A 15,856-nucleotide genomic window follows, 5' to 3' on the forward strand; every position below is an offset into this window, starting at 1 on the left:
CATGCTCATCCTTGGAGGATGGAGGAAACCAGAAGCTGGGTGTAGGGATGGTGCGGGTCGTCGAGCACCTGATCGGCGAGCCCCTGTTCCACGACTTCGCCGTGGTACATGACCATGAGTCTGTGGGAAAGCAGCCGGGCCACGGCCAGATCGTGGGTGACGAGAACCACGGCCAGATCCATGTCGCGCACGAGCCTGCGCAGAAGATCCAGCAGCCGGGCCTGAACGGAAACGTCCAGCCCGCCGGTGGGTTCGTCCATGAAGACGAGCCTCGGGCCGGTCACGAGGTTGCGGGCTATCTGCAGGCGCTGCTGCATCCCGCCGGAGTAGCGGGCGGGAACGTCGTCGATGCGCGGGGCGGCTATTTCCACCTTTTCCAGCCATTCCAGAGCGGTGGCGCGCAGTTTGTGGTAGTTTCTGCCCCCGGCGGCCATGAGCCTTTCGCCTATGTTGGCGCCCGCGCTTACCTGCATACGCAGCCCGTCGCGGGGATTCTGATGCACATAGCCGAGTTCCGTACGCAGAAGGCGGCGGCGTTCCCCCTCGCCCAGCGCGTGCAGGTCGATGTCCGCGCCGTGCGCGTCACGGTAGATGACGCTGCCTTCACTCGGCGTCAGTCTGCCGGAAAGCATGTTGAGGAGCGTGCTTTTGCCGGAGCCGGATTCGCCCACGATGCCGAGCACCTCGCCCGGCCACAGTTCCAGAGAAACGTTGCGGCAGCCCAGCCTGTCGCCGTAGCACCGGGTAAGGGATTCGGCCCTGAGCACGGGAAGCTGTTCAGTCATGGGAAACCTCCGTCACGCCCTGCCGGGCCCTGTTTTCCGCGCAGGCGTCGCTGTCGGAGCAGACGAACATCCTTCTGCCCGTATCGTCGAGCACCACCTCGTCGAGGTAGGTGTGGCGGGCTCCGCACAGCGCGCAGGGTTCGTCCCAGTGCTGCACCTCGAAGGGGTAATCCTCGAAGTCGAGGCTTTTCACATCGGTATAGGGGGGGATGGCGTAGAGGCGCTTTTCACGCCCCGCGCCGAAGAGCTGCAATGCCGGGCAGCGGTTCATCTTGGGGTTGTCGAAGCGCGGAATGGGCGAAGGGCTCATGATGTAGCGCCCGTTCACGCGTACGGGATAGTCGAAGCTCATGGCAATGGCGCCGTGGCGCATGATGTCCTCGTAGATTTTCACGTTCATGAGGCCGTATTCCTCAAGAGCGTGCAGCGTGCGGGTTTCCTTTTCGCTGGGTTCGAGCCAGCGGAGGGGTTCGGGCAGGGGAACCTGATAGACCAGTATCTGCCGTTCGTTCAGCGGATGTTCGGGAATGCGGTGTCTTGTCTGGATGATGGTGGCTTCCGCGGTGCGGGTGGTGGTTTTCACCCCCGTGGTGCTGGCGAAGAAGCGGCGAATGGAAACGGCGTTGGTGGTGTCGTCGGAGCCCTGGTCGATGACCTTGAGCACATCGTCTTCTCCGATGACGCTCGCCGTCACCTGTATGCCGCCGGTTCCCCAGCCGCAGGGCATGGGCATTTCACGTCCCGCAAAGGGAACCTGATAACCGGGAACGGCCACGGCCTTCAGAAGTCCGCGCCGGATCATTCTCTTGGTGCTTTCGTCGAGATAGGCGAAATTGTAGCCTTCCAGAGGCGTTTTTTCCCTGGCCTCGCCGCGCAGGTCCTGCTGCAATGTCAACATGACTGTTCTCCTCGGGCGGGGGAATCTTCCTTTTTTGCGGCGCGCAGCCCGCGTATGAGGGAAAGTTCCGCCTGAAAGTCCACATAGTGGGGCAGTTTGATGTGCTGCACGAAGCCGGAGGCGTCCACGTTGTCGCCGTGGAGCAGCACGAATTCCGGGTTCTGCGCGGGGCCGGTTTCGGGTTCCTTCAGTTCTTTTGCGCGCAGGGCGCGGTCCACGATGGACATGGAAATGGCCTTCCGTTCATTGTTGCCGAATACCAGTCCGTAGCCCCGGGTGAGGCAGGGCGGCAGGGCGGTTCCGGTATAGCGGCTCACGGTGTCGCATTCCGTCATTTCCATTTCCCCGGCCACGATGGGAAAATCCAGCTCTTCGGGGGTGATGACAAGTTCCACGAATCCGCGCCTGAGTTCGCCCGTAAAAGGATGAACCGCGCCGAAGCCGCGCTGCGTGGAATAGGCCATGCCGAGAAGAAAGCCCTCGTCGGCGCGGGCCAGCGTCTGAAGGCGCACGGGGCGGTCTTCCGGTCCGTCGGCGGGAAGTACCAGAGGCCGGCGGGTGAGGTCTGCGGCCGCATTGCCGCAGGTGGCCTCCGGCACGGCTTCGAGAAGTCCTTCCGTACCCAGCGCGCTCATGGCGCGGGGCAGGTTCCTGACGCATATGCTCTCGGTGTTTTCCGGCGCGGGCGGAAGCGTACTTTCCTTCTTTCCCGCAAGGCTGCGGTCCAGAAGGCGGTGGGTATAGTCGAAGGTGGAACCGAGAATCTGGCCGCCGGGCAGATCCTTCCATGTGGCGGATATGCGGCGGGAAACGCGCATGGCCGAGGTATCCACGGGCTCGGAAGAACCGAACCTCGGAAGCGTGGTGCGGTAGGCGCGGAGAAGAAAGACCGCTTCCTGAAGGTCGCCCATGGCCTGCTTCACCGCAAGGGCCGCAAGGGCGGGACAGTACAGGGAGGCCTCGGTCATGACCCTGTCGACGGAAAGTTTCAGCTGGGATGCTATCTGCTCCGTGGTGAGCTCCGGCACGTCGAGCCTGCCGCGGCGTTCCCGGCGAAGCTGCGCGTGTGCGGCGTCGATGGCTTTTTCCCCTCCTTTGACGGCTACATACATGGCGTTTCCTCCTTTTGCGCCTTCAGGCATGTGCTGCGCGGCAGCCCCGCGACCATGCCCCGCCCGCAGAGGAAGAGGTCCACGCCCTGCGGAAAGGCCAGGTGATTTTCTTCCCACCGGCCGGTAAATTCTTCAGGAAGGTTGCAGTAGAAGGGCATGGGGTGCTCAATGCCCGGGCCGGAGGCCGTAAGGCTGAGAGAACCTTCGCCCTGTTCGAAGCTCACGCCGCCCACGCACAGGGTGGTGGAGCGGTCGGGATACTCGGGTTCCCCCCGGGAAAGATCCGCAAGAAGCGGCATGTCTTCCGGACGGGAGGCAAAGGCGAAGTCCGCCCCCGAGGGGGAGTCCGTCAGCACGGCCCCGCACTGGAAGCGGAACCAGCGGCGCACCTCTTCGGTATTGAGAGATGGAGAAAGCCATACGGCGGTGTCCTGATCGCACATGGTCAGGGCTATGGCCGCAAGTTCGGACGGCAGACTGCCGGCGTCTCCTTCCGGCAGAGGCAGGGCAACGGGAAGGCAGGGGCGGGAGAGCGCGAGCAGAAGACTGCGGAAGGCCTGCTGCGACTCTTGTACGGGATGTTCCCAGCGGGCGGGATCGGCGATGGTACGGTTCATTTGTCCTCTCCCCGCACCAGCGTGAAGAAGTCCACCTTCGTGGGAGCGGCTTCGTCGGCGGCCTGGCGTTCGCGTTCGCTCACGATGCCTTCGAGCCGGGGCCTGAGTTCCCTGTCGAAGAGGTCGGCATAGGCTTCCTTCTGCCAGAGCGCGTCGCACAGCGCCGCAAGTTCCGCATGACGGGGGCTTTCTCCCAGAACGTAGCCGCAGCCGCAGGTGTCGCCGGGCAGGGTGACCACGCAGCGGGTCACGAGGGCTTCGCCCACGTTGAACAGCGGGCCTTCGCCGCTTATGCGGCCGCGTACCATGACAAGCCCGCTTTCCGGGCCGCGGAGAAGCTTCCAGGGCGGCAGTTCGTCAAGCCCGGAAAGGAAGTGTTCCAGCTCCTCGGCCGGGGCGAGGGACAAAAGGCGCATGTACTCTTTGCGTCTGAGCTGTGTGTTCATGATTTATTCCTGTGGTTGTTCGTTCCGAGGGAAAAACGGGCCAGTTCCGTGAAGGGAGAAGTGCGGTCTTCCTGGCGGAACAGGCTGATGGAATCCACGACGAGCGGCCGGTCGATGAAGGCGGCAAGGCGGGAACGCAGACAGGTTTCCACCAGCGCGAGACGGGAGTCGGGCATGGAGTCGGTAAGCGTCATGTGGAAGCGGAACAGGTCGAATATCCGGTGATATCCGTATCTCACGAGGTAGGAGGCTTCCTTTTTCGTGAGTTCGCCCCGCCTTCGGATGTCGGCCTCTTCAAGAGGGGCGCGGAAGATTTCCAGCGAAGTCACGCAGTCCTTTTCCAGTGCCGCAAGCGCCGGGTTCGCCTCTGCAAAGGTGGCGGAGCCGCAGGAGGGCGTCAGGGCGAGAAAGAAGCCGGAGCCCGTGCTCAGACTGCGAAGTTCAAGGGGCGTGGTGGCGAAAGGTTCGTGGCGGAGGGCAAGTTCTTCACAGGCCCGGCAGAGGGATTTCAGCGCGTTTTCCTCATCGTTCCAGCGGGCGGAAAGCTCAAAGGGCGCCTTGAGCGTGGCGTGCAGCCCGTATGTTGCCGGAACGGCCACCACGGAGGCCCATATTTCGGGAGAGAAGAGACAGTCAGCCGGGGGCACGGGGGTAAAGCTCCGTCCGCTGAGGGCGTCCCGCCCGAAAAGAGGCGTGACGGCGGAATGCAGGGCGGAGAGTGCTCCGGGCGCGTAGTACAGAGCGTAGCGTGCGGACATTACAGCACCATCTTGCGCAGCTTCTGGGAGAACAGGTCGAACAGGGTGACCACCAGAACGATGATGGCCATGACGGCGCAGGTGCGGGGGAATTCAAAGCTGCGTATGAGTTCCCACAGTACCATGCCTATGCCGCCCGCTCCCACCATGCCCACCACGGTGGCGGAACGGACGTTGGCTTCGAAGCGGTACAGGGAATAGGAAATCCAGAGGGGAAACACCTGGGGGATGACGCCGTAGGCTATTTCCTCAAGGTAGCTGGCGCCCGTGGAGCGCACCCCTTCCACAGGGGCCGTTTCAATGGCTTCCACGGCTTCGGAAAAGAGTTTGGCCAGCGTGCCCGTGGTATGCACCCAGAGAGCGAGAACGCCCGCGAAGGGACCGAGGCCCACGGCCACCACGAAAAGCATGGCGAAGACCATTTCATTGATGGCTCGCGCCGCGTCCATCATGCGGCGCACGGGCTGGCGTATCCACCAGGGAGCCATGTTTTCCGCCGACATGATGCCGAGGGGCACCGCGCACAGGACGGCAAGTACCGTGCCCCATACGGCGACCTGCAGCGTGACGAGCATTTCCTTCACATACATGCGCCAGTCGGTGAAGTCGGGCGGAAAAAAGTCGCCTATGAGCGTGCCGATGTTGCCCGCGTCGGCAATGAGCGCGAGGGGTCTCATTTCCGCGCCGTGCCATGACCAGACAAGAAGCGCGATAACGGCCGTCCAGGTCAGGCAGCGGGAAGCTTTTTCCCCGGGACTGAGCGGGGGCCTCAACGAAGGTTCGGAAGAAACGTGCATGGGATTGGGTACCGGCGAAAACCGTGCCGGCATACGGGAATACGTTCAAAAAAAGCCCCTCCCCGGCGCGGGGAGGGGCGGATATGCTACTTGCCGAGAGCGGCGAGCCTGGCGTCGATGTCGGCGATGCGTTCGGCCTTTTCCTTGTCGCTCATGTCGGCGTTGCCTTCCACGGACATTTTTTCGCGGAACAGTTCAAGCTGACGGAGCGGGGTGAGCTGGCTGTTGTCGGATTTTTTGAAGGGACCCCACTGGAGTTTCGCCAGAACCTGCCTGGCCTTTTCCACGTTCTTGCCAGACACGCCGTAGCTGAAGATGAAGTCGGTGATCTTCTTCTTCGTTTCATCGGAAAGGTCCTTGCGCCAGACCAGCGGATCGCTGGGGATGAGGGGCGACTTCCAGATGACGGCAAGCTGCGCGGCCTTGTCGGGATAGATTTCCTCCAGTCTGCCCATGCCTTCGTTGTTGAAGGTGGCCACATCCACCTGTCTGTTGGCGACGGCGAGGGCGTTGGATTCGTGGTTGGAGGCGACGACGCGCTTGAAGATCTTCTTGGGGTCCTTGCCGTTCTTGGCGAAAACGTAGTAGCCGGGCACCAGGTAGCCGGAGGTGGAGTTGGGATCGCCGTTGCTGAAGGTGAGTTCGGAGGCGCGGGCGAACATGTCGTCGAGGTTTTTGATGCCGCTGTCCTTGTGGGCGATCATGTAGGACCAGTAGCCGGTACCGCCGTTCACGTCGCAGGTCTGGGCGAAGACTTCGCCGTTGGCGCGGTCCACCATCATGATGGCGCCCTTGTTGCCCACCCAGCTGAGATCGACCTTCTTGAAGCGCATACCTTCAATGATGCCCGCGTAGTCGCTGGCGAAGAAGGCCTTGATCTTCATGCCCGTGGCCCTGCTCATGTCTTCGAGGAAGGGGTCCCACATGGTCCTCAGGTTCTGGGAGGATTCGGTGGAAATGATGCCGAAGTTGAGGGTGCCGGGTTCTTCGGCTCCGGCGGAGGCGGCGCCCATGAGAAGCGTGGCGGACAGAAGAACGGAGAGGAAACGAAAACGCATCGGAATATCCTTTGTTGGGATTATCGGAGCAGGGTGGCCCCGAATGCACACGAAGTCATGCGGCGGCAGCCGTACGCTCGCCGCGGACGGGAGAGGGAATGACGGGACGGACGGCGCTTTTTTCTCCGAAGAGTTCGCGGCTTTCCGCTCCGTAGAGGCTGTTGAGCATGGCGGGAGTCAGGTCGCGGGTAGGGCCGTCGAAGACGATTTCGCCTTTTTTCAGCGCCACGGTGCGCGGGCAGTAACGGACGGCATAGTCGACCTGATGCAGGGTGACCACCACGGTCATGCCGTCGGTTCTGTTGAGTTCCTGCAGGGTGTCCATGACGTTGCGGGCGGATTCCGGGTCCAGAGAGGCGATGGGTTCGTCGGCAAGAAGCACTTCAGAACGCTGAACCAGCGCACGGGCAATGGCGGCGCGCTGCTGCTGCCCGCCGGAAAGGGTGGAGGTGCGCTGCCAGGCCTTGTCGCGTATGCCCACACGTTCCAGGGCGCGCATGGTCAGTTCCACATCCTCGCGGGAAAAGTGCCCCGCCAGTCCGTGGAGAAAAGGCGTGCGGCCGAGAGCCCCGAGGGCGACGTTGCGTGCGACGCTGATGCGTCCCACCAGATTGAACTGCTGAAAAACGACGCCGATGTGGGTGCGTATGTCGCGGATGTCGCCGCTCAGCGTGCCGTTTTTCTGAATGGTGTAGCCGTTGACGGTAACTTCGCCGGAATTTCTGTCGCTGACGGTGAGTCCGCAGATATGGCGCATGAGCGTGGATTTGCCGGAACCGGAAGACCCTATGAGCGCAACCATTTCACCGGGTTTGATATGCAGATCGATGTGCTTGAGCGCCTGTACGCCGGAAAAGGTTTTATTCAGTCCTGTAACGTGAATCACGAGTGTCCTCCATGCCTGTATCCATGCAGTACCTGTGCAAAATATGCATATTATTAAAGGAAAAGATGGATGTTTCTTTTGACGGAATCATTCCGTAAGAGAAAATCCTGCATACGACAGATATGGGGTATAGAGAGTGTGCGTATAGGAAGAATGACGGAAGTATTAATTTTCCATAACCGTTTTTTCTCCGGGAAGAGAAAAAATGCGGTAAAATCCGCCGGACTCTTCGGAAGGGAATATTTTTAAGCGAAGGAATGCAAAGGGATACGTTGTTCTTTCGAGGTATGCTGCGCGAAAAAAACGTGTCATACGGCGTTCATACGGGAGCGCGGGAGAAAGCTGAACGGTGCCGGGAAGCCTGCGAGGCCCGATGGCATCTCCCCTGAAGGGAAGGCCGGCCGGAGCCTTGTTTCTGAAGGTATGGGCATGCGCCGAGACGGAACGCATGCCGGTACGGCATGGTTCCGCAGAGTTCTTTTTTGGGGAAGTTCGGAAGAGACCGCCGTGCGTTCAGGAAAGGGGATGCCGGGGCGGAAGCGCCTTTCGCAGGAGAAGGGCGATGAGAAAAATGCCGATGATGTTGAAGAAAAGGCGCAGGACTGTGAAGCGGAAACCGAGCGTGGCGGTTTCAAACATGATGAGAGGGATTTTCGTGCAGGACCATGCCCCGATGAAGAGAAAAATATTGAGCATGGCCGCGCCCTTCTTCATCATGACGCAGGCCAGAGGAAAGGCCGCATACAGAGGCCCCGCCGCAGCGGACCCCAGGAGAAAGGCCAGGAGCATGCCCCGTATGCCGGAACCTTCCCCCATGTATTTCATCATGGTTTCGCGTTCCACCCATACGTCCATAAGACCGAGCAGCACGAAAATGGGCGGCAGAAAGGAGAGCATTTCCGCAAGATTGTCCCGCGTAAGCTCCAGAGCCTTCCGTCCCGTTTCCGGCGCAAGAAGAAGCAGCGGCACGAAGGCCAGGGCAAGGAGCAGAAAAACGCAGTAACGTCTGCACAGCGCGGGAATCACAGCAGCGCCCCCAGAAGCAGAGAGGAGAGAACGGCGTAGATAAAGGCAAGAATGTTGCGCAGTACGGCAAGACGCCTGCCGAAACAGGCGCTTTCCGCAGGCAGGGTGACCAGCCCCACCATCATGAGCGTGGTAAGGAACATGGCCGTCTGTCCGTAGCCCGCGCCGGAAGCAAGGAGCGAAGCCGCCATGGGGAAGGCGATGAAGCCGGGAATGAGGGTGACGGAACCTGCCGCAGCGGCCAGAGCCATTCCTGCAAGGCCGGAATCCTTTCCCAGCAGGCGGGAGATGACGCTTTCATCTACTGCGGCCATCATAAAGCCCATGAGCAGAATGATGGGGAGAAACTGCGGCAGCATGCCTTCAAAGGACTTCCAGCCCTTTTTCAGAGCCAGCAGGGTTTTCTGCCTGCTTCTGGCAAAGGAGAGACCGAGCAGAAGCAGCGTTGCCAGGTAGAGTGCGGCCGTAGACATCTAATTTCCCCTTCGGGGCTGAGGAGCCATGGGGAGGAGAACGAGTCCTGCCGCGGCGTCTTCCCCGCTCCGTATGGTATCGGCCATGGCCTCAAGTTCCCATGCCAGGGCACGGAGCCTTTCCCTTTCTATGGAATAGTGCATGTGGTAGCCGCGGCGTTCTCCTGAAAGAAGTCCCGCTTCCTTCAGTACCCTGAGGTGCTGCGATACCGCGCTTTCACTGATATTCAGGCGATGCGCCAGTGCGGAAACGCAGAGATCATGCCTGAGCAGCAGCAGGATGATGTTCCGGCGTGTATCGTCGGCCAGAGCGCGGTAGAGAGCGGCGTTATCCATGGTCATTCAGGGTTGAGATGAGAGCATCTTCTTCGGAGAAAATTTAATTAAGTTATGACTTAAATAAAAACATCGTGATTGCCTGTCAAGCTCCATGGCCCTGTCAAGTTCGCGGAGGGAAAGACATTGACAGGAAAAAACATCAATAGGTATAAAGGTAATACCAATAGAAAAACAGGGGAAGCGGAACCGGGCAAGACGCTGCGGACAAGGGGCTTTCTGCGGGCGGTTCACCCGCAGGGCGCCTTTCCGGGGCACGGGGCCGGAGCAATCCCGGTATGGCCGCTTCCGGCAAAGGAATCCGTATTCGGAGGAAGACGACATGCAACACAAGGTGAACGACCTGCGCAGCGCCCTTGCGCTGCTGCGCACCATGCCGGGCCAGCTTGTTTCCACGAAGGTGGAGGTGGACCCGGAGGCGGAGCTTTCCGGCGTGTACCGTTATGTAGGCGCGGGCGGCACGGTGAAGCGGCCCACGAAGGAAGGGCCCGCCATGGTGTTTGAAAACGTCAAGGGGCACCCCGGAGCGCGGGTGGCCATCGGACTCATGGCAAGCCGCAGGCGTGTGGCCGCGCTGCTCGGCGTGGAGCCGGAGAGGCTCGGCAAAAGGCTCTGGGAATGTGTGGACAGTCCCCTTCCGCCCGTATTCGAGGAAGGGCCCGCCCCCTGTCAGGAGGTGGTGCACCTTGCCGATGAGGAAGGCTTTGACCTGAACCGCCTTGTGCCTGCGCCCACCAATACGCCGCAGGATGCCGGGCCCTACATCACGCTCGGCATGTGCTATGCCGCCCATCCCGACACGGGCCGCTGGGACGTGACCATCCACAGGCTCTGCATTCAGAGCCGGGATACGCTCTCCATTTTCTTCACGCCCGGCGCGCGGCATATCGGCGCCATGGCGGAAAGGGCCGAGCAGCTCGGCAGGACTCTGCCCATTTCCATAAGCATAGGGGTGGACCCGGCCATATCCATCAGTTCCTGCTTCGAGCCGCCGACCACGCCCCTGGGATACGACGAGCTGTCCGTGGCGGGAGCCCTGCGCGGGGAACCGGTGAAGCTCTGCCGCTGCCTCAGCGTGGACTGCCGCGCCATCGCTCTTGCGGAATATGTCATTGAAGGCGAAGTGCTGCCCCATGTCCGCATTCAGGAAGACCAGAACCGCGGTACGGGCTTCGCCATGCCGGAGTTTCCCGGCTACACCGGTCCGGCAAGCGCCGACTGCTGGTGCATAAAGGTGAAGGCCGTCACCCACAGAAGAAATCCCATCATGCAGACCTGCATCGGTCCCAGCGAGGAACATGTTTCCATGGCGGGCATTCCCACGGAAGCCAGCATCTACGGCATGGTGGAACGCGCCATGCCCGGGCGGCTGCAGAACGTGTACTGCGCGTCGGCTGGCGGCGGCAAGTACATGGCCGTCATGCAGTTTCGCAAGCTTTCGGCCAGCGACGAGGGGCGTCAGCGTCAGGCCGCGCTGCTGGCCTTTTCGGCCTTCAGCGAGCTCAAGCATGTCTTTCTGGTGGATGAGGACGTGGACTGCTTCGACATGAACGATGTCCTGTGGGCCATGAATACGCGTTTTCAGGGCGACAGGGATATCATCACCATTCCCGGCGTGCGCTGTCATCCGCTGGACCCCTCCAACGATCCGGCCTATTCCCCCAGCATTCGGGATCACGGCATAGCCTGCAAGACCATTTTCGACTGCACGGTGCCTTTTGCGCTGAAGAAGAGGTTCGTCCGCGCGTCGTTCATGGAAACCGATCCTTCCCGCTGGCTGGAGGGGGAGAAGCAGCATGAGCGCCGCTGACGGGCGCAGGAGGCTGGTCATAGCCGCCACCGGGGCGAGCGGCGCGCCTCTGCTTCTGGAATGCCTGCGCATCGTGGGCATGCATCCCGACTGGGAGAGCTGCCTCATCATGAGCCGGGGCGCCCGGCTGACCCTCGGCTATGAGACGGATCTTGCGGTGGAGGATGTCGCCCGCATGGCCGACACCGTGCTTGAGCCGGAAGACATCGACGCCGCCCCCGCGAGCGGCAGTTTTGCCACTGCCGGTATGCTGGTGGTGCCGTGCAGCATGAAAACGGTGGCGGGCATTGCCTCAGGCTATGCCGACACGCTTATTCTGCGCGCGGCGGACGTAACCATCAAGGAGCAGCGCCCCCTGGTGCTGGCCGCACGGGAATCGCCGCTGAGCGCCGTTCATCTGCGGAATCTCTATGAGCTTTCCCGGCTGCCGGGCGTGCGTATCGTTCCCCCCATGCTCACCTACTACCACAGGCCGGGGAGCGTGGCGGACATGACGCATCACTGCGCCTGCCGTCTGCTCCAGCCCTTCGGCATTGAGGAAGAGGACATGTTCCGCTGGGGGGAAGCGCGGGGCTGAACCGGAGCCTCCGGCTCTTCCTTCCATGGAAGCCCGGGCACGGAGAAAAGGCGATGTTCCGGCATTTTCTTTCGGGGCGAAGCGGGGTACAACACGCCGGAGCGGTGCGTCTGCGTCCCGCTTCGCCCGTGATATATGTATAACAAGGATGATGGTGATGACTCGGAAAACGGATCAGCATGGATCGTTTATGCCCGTCCGCCAGCAGAAGCTCTATGAGCAGGTGGAGGAGCAGATACGCGAATCCATCAGGAACAATGAATTCGTCCTCGGGGACAGGCTTCCTTCGGACCGCGAACTTGCCGATCTTTTCCAGACCAGCCGCCCCGTGGTGCGCGAGGCCATACGTTCGCTGGAGGCCAAGGGCATCATCAGCGTGCGGCCCGGCGTGAAGGGCGGGGCCTTCATCGTGCCCATGACCGTGGAACCCATGGTGGAAACCATTTCCCACATGCTTTTTCTCGGGCAGATCACCAATGAGGATATTCTGAATACCTGGCTTCTGCTGGAACCGCCGCTGGCCGCGCAGGCGGCCGACCGCTGTTCGGAAGAGGACGCGCTCAAACTGAAGGACGATCTTGAGGCCGTGCGGCAGGGGTTTGCCGCCATGGACCGGGGCGAGGTGCAGGCGGTAAAGCCCGTTCCTCCGGGAGCGGATAATCTGCACCGGTTCATCGCCGAGCTTTCCGGCAATCACATGGCGCTTCTGCTCATGGATACGCTCATGCGCGTGGTGGGGGAAAAGACCTGCCTTGTGGATTTTACGGCTGAGGAGAAGAAGGCCTTCATGAAGCAGCACGAGGATATCGTGAACGCCATCATCGCCGGTTCCGCGGAAGAGGCGAGGCGGGCGAGCGAGGCGCATATACGCGCCGTGTACGCCATTCACCACCGGCAGGCGGGCAGGGAAAAGGGCGCGTTTTAATATGACGGGGCAGGCCGGGGACCTTCGTTTTTCTCCCGGTCGGGTTCCGTTCTTTTCGGGGAAAAGAAAAAAGCCCGTGGAGCCATGCTTCACGGGCTTTTCATCGCCGTTCCGGTTATCCGTTCTTTTTCGGACCCAGAGTTTCAAAACTTTCCACCGGCATACGGAAGGCTATGCCGGAACCGGGGTCGGCGTCCCTGAACTCTGCCCGGATGCTTTCCATGATGCGCGCGCTGTCGCCTCTGGGGCTGAGTATCATGACGAGTTCCTTTTCCGGAACGATGGTGATGCCGAAGAAGGTAGCGTCGTCGGGGCGCGCCGTGCCCCGTGCATGGATGACGGTACCGCCGGAAGCTCCGGCGCGGCGGGCCGCGTCCATGACCTGGTCGGCGCTGCCGCTGTTGACGATGACGGAGAGAAGTTCGTAGCCGGGAAGTTCCGGCCTGTTGTCGGTCATGGGCTCCTCCTGAGCATGGGAAAAGGCTGCGTCGGGCGTCGACGCGTGTGGGCGGAACATATCGAGCACGTTGAGGGTGAACATGATGCCCCTGCTTCTGGCGAGACCCGGGGCGCGGCGTATCGCGTCCATGACGGGCCGCACGAGGGACGCGGGCAGAACGCAGTAGAGCAGCTCCTTTTCCACGTCGTCCAGCCCCAGAAGGCGGAGCCATTTGTTCTCCGCCGTGCCCCGGCCGAGAATGACGGTACCGCCCACGGCCCCGGCTTTTCTGGCTGCGGCCATGGCTTCGTCGCACCTGTGTTTTTCTATGACGGTGACGAGCAGCTTGCCCGTGCTTTCACTGGAAACGGTATTCATGAACGGCCCCCCGTCTTGCGGCTGAAGACAATGCCCAGAAGCTGAATGGCGATAAGCGGCGTCATGGCGATCATGGCGATGCAGCCGAAGGCGTCCACGGCGGGGTTTCCGCCCACGCCCTTGGAAACGCCCAGCATGAAGGCCAGAATGAAGGTGGATGCCATGGGCCCCGAGGCCACGCCGCCGGAGTCGAAGGCTATGGCCGTGAACATGCGCGGGCACAGCCGCATGAGCAGCATGGCCGCAGCATAGCCCGGAATGAGGAAGAACCAGAGACTTGTACCCGTCATTACCCGGTACATGGCGATGCCCACGGCAAGGGATACGCCTGCGGAAAGAGCGATGAGCATGAGCCTGCGCCGTATGGCGCCGCCGGAAACCTGTTCCACCTGCTCGGTGAGAATCCACACCGCAGGTTCCGCACATACCACCACGGCGCCGAGCACCAGCGCCACGGGAATGAGCAGAAAGCGGTTTTCCGGGGCGGAGAGCAGCGCGCCGAGGGCGTCGCCCGTGGGCATGAATCCGCCCTTCACGCCGAGGAAGAACAGAATCACGCCGATGAAGGTGTAGATAAGGCCCATGACCATGCGCAGCGTCTGCCTCCGGGAAAGCCGGATGAGAAAGAGGCGGAAGAGCAGAAACAGCAGCGCCAGCGGGCCGAGAGCCATGGCGACTTCATGGGTGACCTCCGGCAGCAGGTGGAGAAAATGGGCTGCCAGTCCTTCCTGCGCGGCCTGAGCCGCGGAGGAGATTTCCGGTACGGCGGGGGAGGCGAATACCCCGAGCATGAGCACGGCGAGTATGGGGCCCACCGAGGCCAGGCCCACGAAGCCGAAGCTGTCGTCCCCGGCATTGCTGCCGCCGCGTACCGCGGCCACACCCACGCCGAGAGCCATGATGAAGGGCACGGTCATGGGGCCGGTGGTGGCGCCGCCCGCATCGAAACCTATGCCCAGAAAGAGATCGGACGCAAGCAGCGCGCAGAGAAACACCGCGCCGTAGCAGACAAAAAGCAGCGTCTTGAGCGGAAGCTGGAAGATGATGCGCCCCATGGCCACGGCCACGAAGAAGCCGACGCCCGCGGCGATGATGCACACAAGCGCCATGGGAGCGATGACCGGGGCCACCCCCGTGACCTGCGCGGCGAGCACCTGCACGTCGGGTTCGGCCACGGTAATGATGAAGCCCACCACGAAGCCCACGGCCAGCATGAGGGCGAGGTTTTTTTTCCCGGTAAGGGTGGACCCCACTTTCTGGCCCACGGGCAGGACGCCGATGTCTGCCCCCACGAGAAAAAGCCCGAGACCGACGATGAACAGCGCAGCCCCGGTCAGGAACTTCGGCAGATCGTCGCCCAGGGGAGCAACGGTCAGATGGAGCAGGAGTACCAGAATGACCACCGGAATGACCGAGATCACGGACTCCCTGCACTTTTCAATGAAAAGCATGGGTATCCTTTATTCTGCGTAAAAGGTTCAACAAACATCGGAAAACCGGTGTATGCGCGGAGAAAATGAATACTCATCGCATTCTATAGGTACATGAAGGATGCGTATGGGTAAAAGTTGCATGTAAAATAAAACGTATTTACATAGTGCTTTTTTACGCCTTTGCAAACTTCACGATATTTTGCATGGCTGTACATTCTGTTCCGTTTTTGGCGGAAACGTCATGACGGCGTATGCGCCGCTTTGGGCGGAAAGTTCATGCTTCCAGAGAAATATTAAGAAAAAAAGAAGCGATAGACAAGGGTGGAGAGCAGTAAAGTAAGCGTCACATAGAGAAAATTTCTTACCATGCGCGCGCCTATGCGAATGGCGAGGCGTGTTCCGAGCTGATTGCCGAGGATGTTGGCCGCAGCGAGGGGCAGTCCCAGCATGAAATGGGTGACGCCTCCCGTGGCGAACACGGCGAAGGCTCCGGCGTTGGAGGCGAGGTTGAATACCTTGGCCGTGGCCGAGGCCCGTACCAGCCCCATGCGGAGCACGAGGTGCTGCATGATGATGAAGAAACTGCCCGTGCCGGGACCGAAGAAGCCGTCGTACGCGCCGATGAGAAGGCCCATGAGAATGACCCGTACCCAGAGTCCGCGTTCGGGAAGCTCCCCTTCCTGGGTGACGAGTCTGCCGGAGAAAAGGGAAATGACCATGCCCACGGGCAGAAGGAAGATGAGTACCTTGCCCAGCATGTCGCTCGGCACGCGCATGGCGAGGGCGGAACCGAGCATTCCTCCGAGAAAGGCCGAAACGAATCCTGCCGGAGCGATGCGCATGACGACCAGATGATTTCTGGCAAAGGTCCACAGCGAGGAAAGGGAACCCAGCGTACTGGCGAATTTTCCCGTGCCGAGGGCGACATGCGGGGGAATGCCGCACAGAAGCATGGAGGGGGTGGAGATGAGTCCGCCGCCGCCGGCCACGGAATCCACAAAACCGGCGATGAAGAAGAACAGACACAGAACGAAAAGGACGATAAGGGAGACTTCCACGGTAAGGGCCTTGTTGAGGTTGCGGGGCAAAGGCCCGTTGTAGA

Annotated in this window: 18 protein-coding genes; 3 read left to right on the plus strand and 15 right to left on the minus strand. The window is 61.2% G+C overall.

Going from position 1 to position 15,856, the window contains the following annotated elements:
• Positions 1 to 5: 5 nt before the first annotated feature.
• The 12 genes from phnK to CZ345_RS04295 all read right to left on the minus strand — a co-directional run bounded on the left by phnK (position 6) and on the right by CZ345_RS04295 (position 9,192).
• Complete coding sequence (gene phnK / locus CZ345_RS04235) at positions 6 to 785, minus strand: phosphonate C-P lyase system protein PhnK (RefSeq protein WP_077071947.1); 780 nt, start codon at positions 783 to 785, stop codon at positions 6 to 8.
• Positions 778 to 1,683, minus strand: coding sequence for an alpha-D-ribose 1-methylphosphonate 5-phosphate C-P-lyase PhnJ (locus tag CZ345_RS04240; protein ID WP_077071948.1), 906 nt, complete (start codon positions 1,681 to 1,683; stop codon positions 778 to 780). The genes phnK and CZ345_RS04240 overlap by 8 nt, the downstream gene beginning before the upstream one ends.
• Entirely contained in the window at positions 1,677 to 2,795 is a 1,119-nt protein-coding gene (locus CZ345_RS04245) for a carbon-phosphorus lyase complex subunit (RefSeq protein WP_077071949.1), read from the minus strand. Before CZ345_RS04245 ends, CZ345_RS04240 begins: the two co-directional genes overlap by 7 nt.
• A complete protein-coding gene (phnH, locus tag CZ345_RS04250; RefSeq protein ID WP_077071950.1) occupies positions 2,786 to 3,412 on the minus strand; it encodes a phosphonate C-P lyase system protein PhnH in 627 nt (208 codons plus the stop codon). The genes CZ345_RS04245 and phnH overlap by 10 nt, the downstream gene beginning before the upstream one ends.
• Complete coding sequence (gene phnG / locus CZ345_RS04255; RefSeq protein ID WP_077071951.1) at positions 3,409 to 3,858, minus strand: phosphonate C-P lyase system protein PhnG; 450 nt, start codon at positions 3,856 to 3,858, stop codon at positions 3,409 to 3,411. The genes phnH and phnG overlap by 4 nt, the downstream gene beginning before the upstream one ends.
• The gene (locus CZ345_RS04260) at positions 3,855 to 4,616 is read right to left on the minus strand and encodes a DUF1045 domain-containing protein (RefSeq protein WP_077071952.1); all 762 of its coding nucleotides are present in this window, start codon (positions 4,614 to 4,616) and stop codon (positions 3,855 to 3,857) included. The genes phnG and CZ345_RS04260 overlap by 4 nt, the downstream gene beginning before the upstream one ends.
• Positions 4,616 to 5,413 carry a phosphonate ABC transporter, permease protein PhnE gene (gene phnE / locus CZ345_RS04265; RefSeq protein ID WP_077072012.1) on the minus strand — a complete coding sequence of 266 codons (798 nt, stop codon included), beginning with the start codon at positions 5,411 to 5,413 and terminating at the stop codon, positions 4,616 to 4,618. Before phnE ends, CZ345_RS04260 begins: the two co-directional genes overlap by 1 nt.
• Positions 5,414 to 5,499: 86 nt before the next feature.
• Positions 5,500 to 6,471, minus strand: coding sequence for a phosphonate ABC transporter substrate-binding protein (gene phnD, locus CZ345_RS04270; protein WP_077071953.1), 972 nt, complete (start codon positions 6,469 to 6,471; stop codon positions 5,500 to 5,502).
• A 55-nt stretch (positions 6,472 to 6,526) separates the two neighbouring features.
• Positions 6,527 to 7,357 (minus strand): phosphonate ABC transporter ATP-binding protein, encoded by an 831-nt coding sequence (phnC, locus tag CZ345_RS04275; protein WP_077071954.1) that lies wholly within the window; start codon positions 7,355 to 7,357, stop codon positions 6,527 to 6,529.
• 513 nt (positions 7,358 to 7,870) lie between these two features.
• Complete coding sequence (locus CZ345_RS04285; RefSeq protein WP_204224215.1) at positions 7,871 to 8,383, minus strand: permease; 513 nt, start codon at positions 8,381 to 8,383, stop codon at positions 7,871 to 7,873.
• Positions 8,380 to 8,856, minus strand: coding sequence for a permease (locus CZ345_RS04290; RefSeq protein WP_077071956.1), 477 nt, complete (start codon positions 8,854 to 8,856; stop codon positions 8,380 to 8,382). Before CZ345_RS04290 ends, CZ345_RS04285 begins: the two co-directional genes overlap by 4 nt.
• Positions 8,857 to 9,192 (minus strand): ArsR/SmtB family transcription factor, encoded by a 336-nt coding sequence (locus CZ345_RS04295; RefSeq protein ID WP_083717132.1) that lies wholly within the window; start codon positions 9,190 to 9,192, stop codon positions 8,857 to 8,859.
• Positions 9,193 to 9,514: 322 nt separating this feature from the next.
• Here CZ345_RS04295 and CZ345_RS04300 point away from each other — a divergent pair, with 322 nt between their 5' ends.
• From CZ345_RS04300 to CZ345_RS04310, 3 genes are all read left to right on the plus strand, one after another.
• On the plus strand, positions 9,515 to 11,002 hold the full coding sequence (locus tag CZ345_RS04300) for a UbiD family decarboxylase (RefSeq protein WP_077071958.1): 1,488 nt from the start codon (positions 9,515 to 9,517) through the stop codon (positions 11,000 to 11,002).
• Positions 10,989 to 11,579: a UbiX family flavin prenyltransferase gene (locus CZ345_RS04305; RefSeq protein ID WP_077071959.1), complete on the plus strand. Its 591-nt coding sequence runs from the start codon at positions 10,989 to 10,991 to the stop codon at positions 11,577 to 11,579. Before CZ345_RS04300 ends, CZ345_RS04305 begins: the two co-directional genes overlap by 14 nt.
• Positions 11,580 to 11,736: 157 nt before the next feature.
• The gene (locus CZ345_RS04310) at positions 11,737 to 12,504 is read left to right on the plus strand and encodes a FadR/GntR family transcriptional regulator (protein WP_162274928.1); all 768 of its coding nucleotides are present in this window, start codon (positions 11,737 to 11,739) and stop codon (positions 12,502 to 12,504) included.
• A gap of 115 nt (positions 12,505 to 12,619) precedes the next feature.
• Here the strand turns inward: CZ345_RS04310 and CZ345_RS04315 are convergent, their stop codons facing one another.
• The 3 genes from CZ345_RS04315 to CZ345_RS04325 all read right to left on the minus strand — a co-directional run bounded on the left by CZ345_RS04315 (position 12,620) and on the right by CZ345_RS04325 (position 15,842).
• On the minus strand, positions 12,620 to 13,321 hold the full coding sequence (locus CZ345_RS04315; protein WP_077071961.1) for a P-II family nitrogen regulator: 702 nt from the start codon (positions 13,319 to 13,321) through the stop codon (positions 12,620 to 12,622).
• Positions 13,318 to 14,772 carry a DUF1538 domain-containing protein gene (locus CZ345_RS04320; RefSeq protein WP_077071962.1) on the minus strand — a complete coding sequence of 485 codons (1,455 nt, stop codon included), beginning with the start codon at positions 14,770 to 14,772 and terminating at the stop codon, positions 13,318 to 13,320. Before CZ345_RS04320 ends, CZ345_RS04315 begins: the two co-directional genes overlap by 4 nt.
• 275 nt (positions 14,773 to 15,047) lie before the next feature.
• Positions 15,048 to 15,842, minus strand: a complete 795-nt coding sequence (locus CZ345_RS04325) for a sulfite exporter TauE/SafE family protein (RefSeq protein ID WP_239446609.1) — start codon at positions 15,840 to 15,842, stop codon at positions 15,048 to 15,050.
• Positions 15,843 to 15,856 lie beyond the last annotated feature (14 nt).

The organism is Mailhella massiliensis, from assembly GCF_900155525.1.
In the GTDB taxonomy this organism is placed as follows: domain Bacteria; phylum Desulfobacterota; class Desulfovibrionia; order Desulfovibrionales; family Desulfovibrionaceae; genus Mailhella; species Mailhella massiliensis.

Bases quoted from the DNA above. Each gene is read 5' to 3' on its own strand.
- phnK (WP_077071947.1), bottom strand. From the start codon at position 785: ATGACTGAACAGCTTCCCGTGCTCAGGGCCGAATCCCTTACCCGGTGC.
- CZ345_RS04240 (WP_077071948.1), bottom strand. From the start codon at position 1,683: ATGTTGACATTGCAGCAGGACCTGCGCGGCGAGGCCAGGGAAAAAACG.
- CZ345_RS04245 (WP_077071949.1), bottom strand. From the start codon at position 2,795: ATGTATGTAGCCGTCAAAGGAGGGGAAAAAGCCATCGACGCCGCACAC.
- phnH (WP_077071950.1), bottom strand. From the start codon at position 3,412: ATGAACCGTACCATCGCCGATCCCGCCCGCTGGGAACATCCCGTACAA.
- phnG (WP_077071951.1), bottom strand. From the start codon at position 3,858: ATGAACACACAGCTCAGACGCAAAGAGTACATGCGCCTTTTGTCCCTC.
- CZ345_RS04260 (WP_077071952.1), bottom strand. From the start codon at position 4,616: ATGTCCGCACGCTACGCTCTGTACTACGCGCCCGGAGCACTCTCCGCC.
- phnE (WP_077072012.1), bottom strand. From the start codon at position 5,413: ATGCACGTTTCTTCCGAACCTTCGTTGAGGCCCCCGCTCAGTCCCGGG.
- phnD (WP_077071953.1), bottom strand. From the start codon at position 6,471: ATGCGTTTTCGTTTCCTCTCCGTTCTTCTGTCCGCCACGCTTCTCATG.
- CZ345_RS04290 (WP_077071956.1), bottom strand. From the start codon at position 8,856: ATGTCTACGGCCGCACTCTACCTGGCAACGCTGCTTCTGCTCGGTCTC.
- CZ345_RS04295 (WP_083717132.1), bottom strand. From the start codon at position 9,192: ATGGATAACGCCGCTCTCTACCGCGCTCTGGCCGACGATACACGCCGG.
- CZ345_RS04300 (WP_077071958.1), top strand. From the start codon at position 9,515: ATGCAACACAAGGTGAACGACCTGCGCAGCGCCCTTGCGCTGCTGCGC.
- CZ345_RS04305 (WP_077071959.1), top strand. From the start codon at position 10,989: ATGAGCGCCGCTGACGGGCGCAGGAGGCTGGTCATAGCCGCCACCGGG.
- CZ345_RS04310 (WP_162274928.1), top strand. From the start codon at position 11,737: ATGACTCGGAAAACGGATCAGCATGGATCGTTTATGCCCGTCCGCCAG.
- CZ345_RS04315 (WP_077071961.1), bottom strand. From the start codon at position 13,321: ATGAATACCGTTTCCAGTGAAAGCACGGGCAAGCTGCTCGTCACCGTC.
- CZ345_RS04320 (WP_077071962.1), bottom strand. From the start codon at position 14,772: ATGCTTTTCATTGAAAAGTGCAGGGAGTCCGTGATCTCGGTCATTCCG.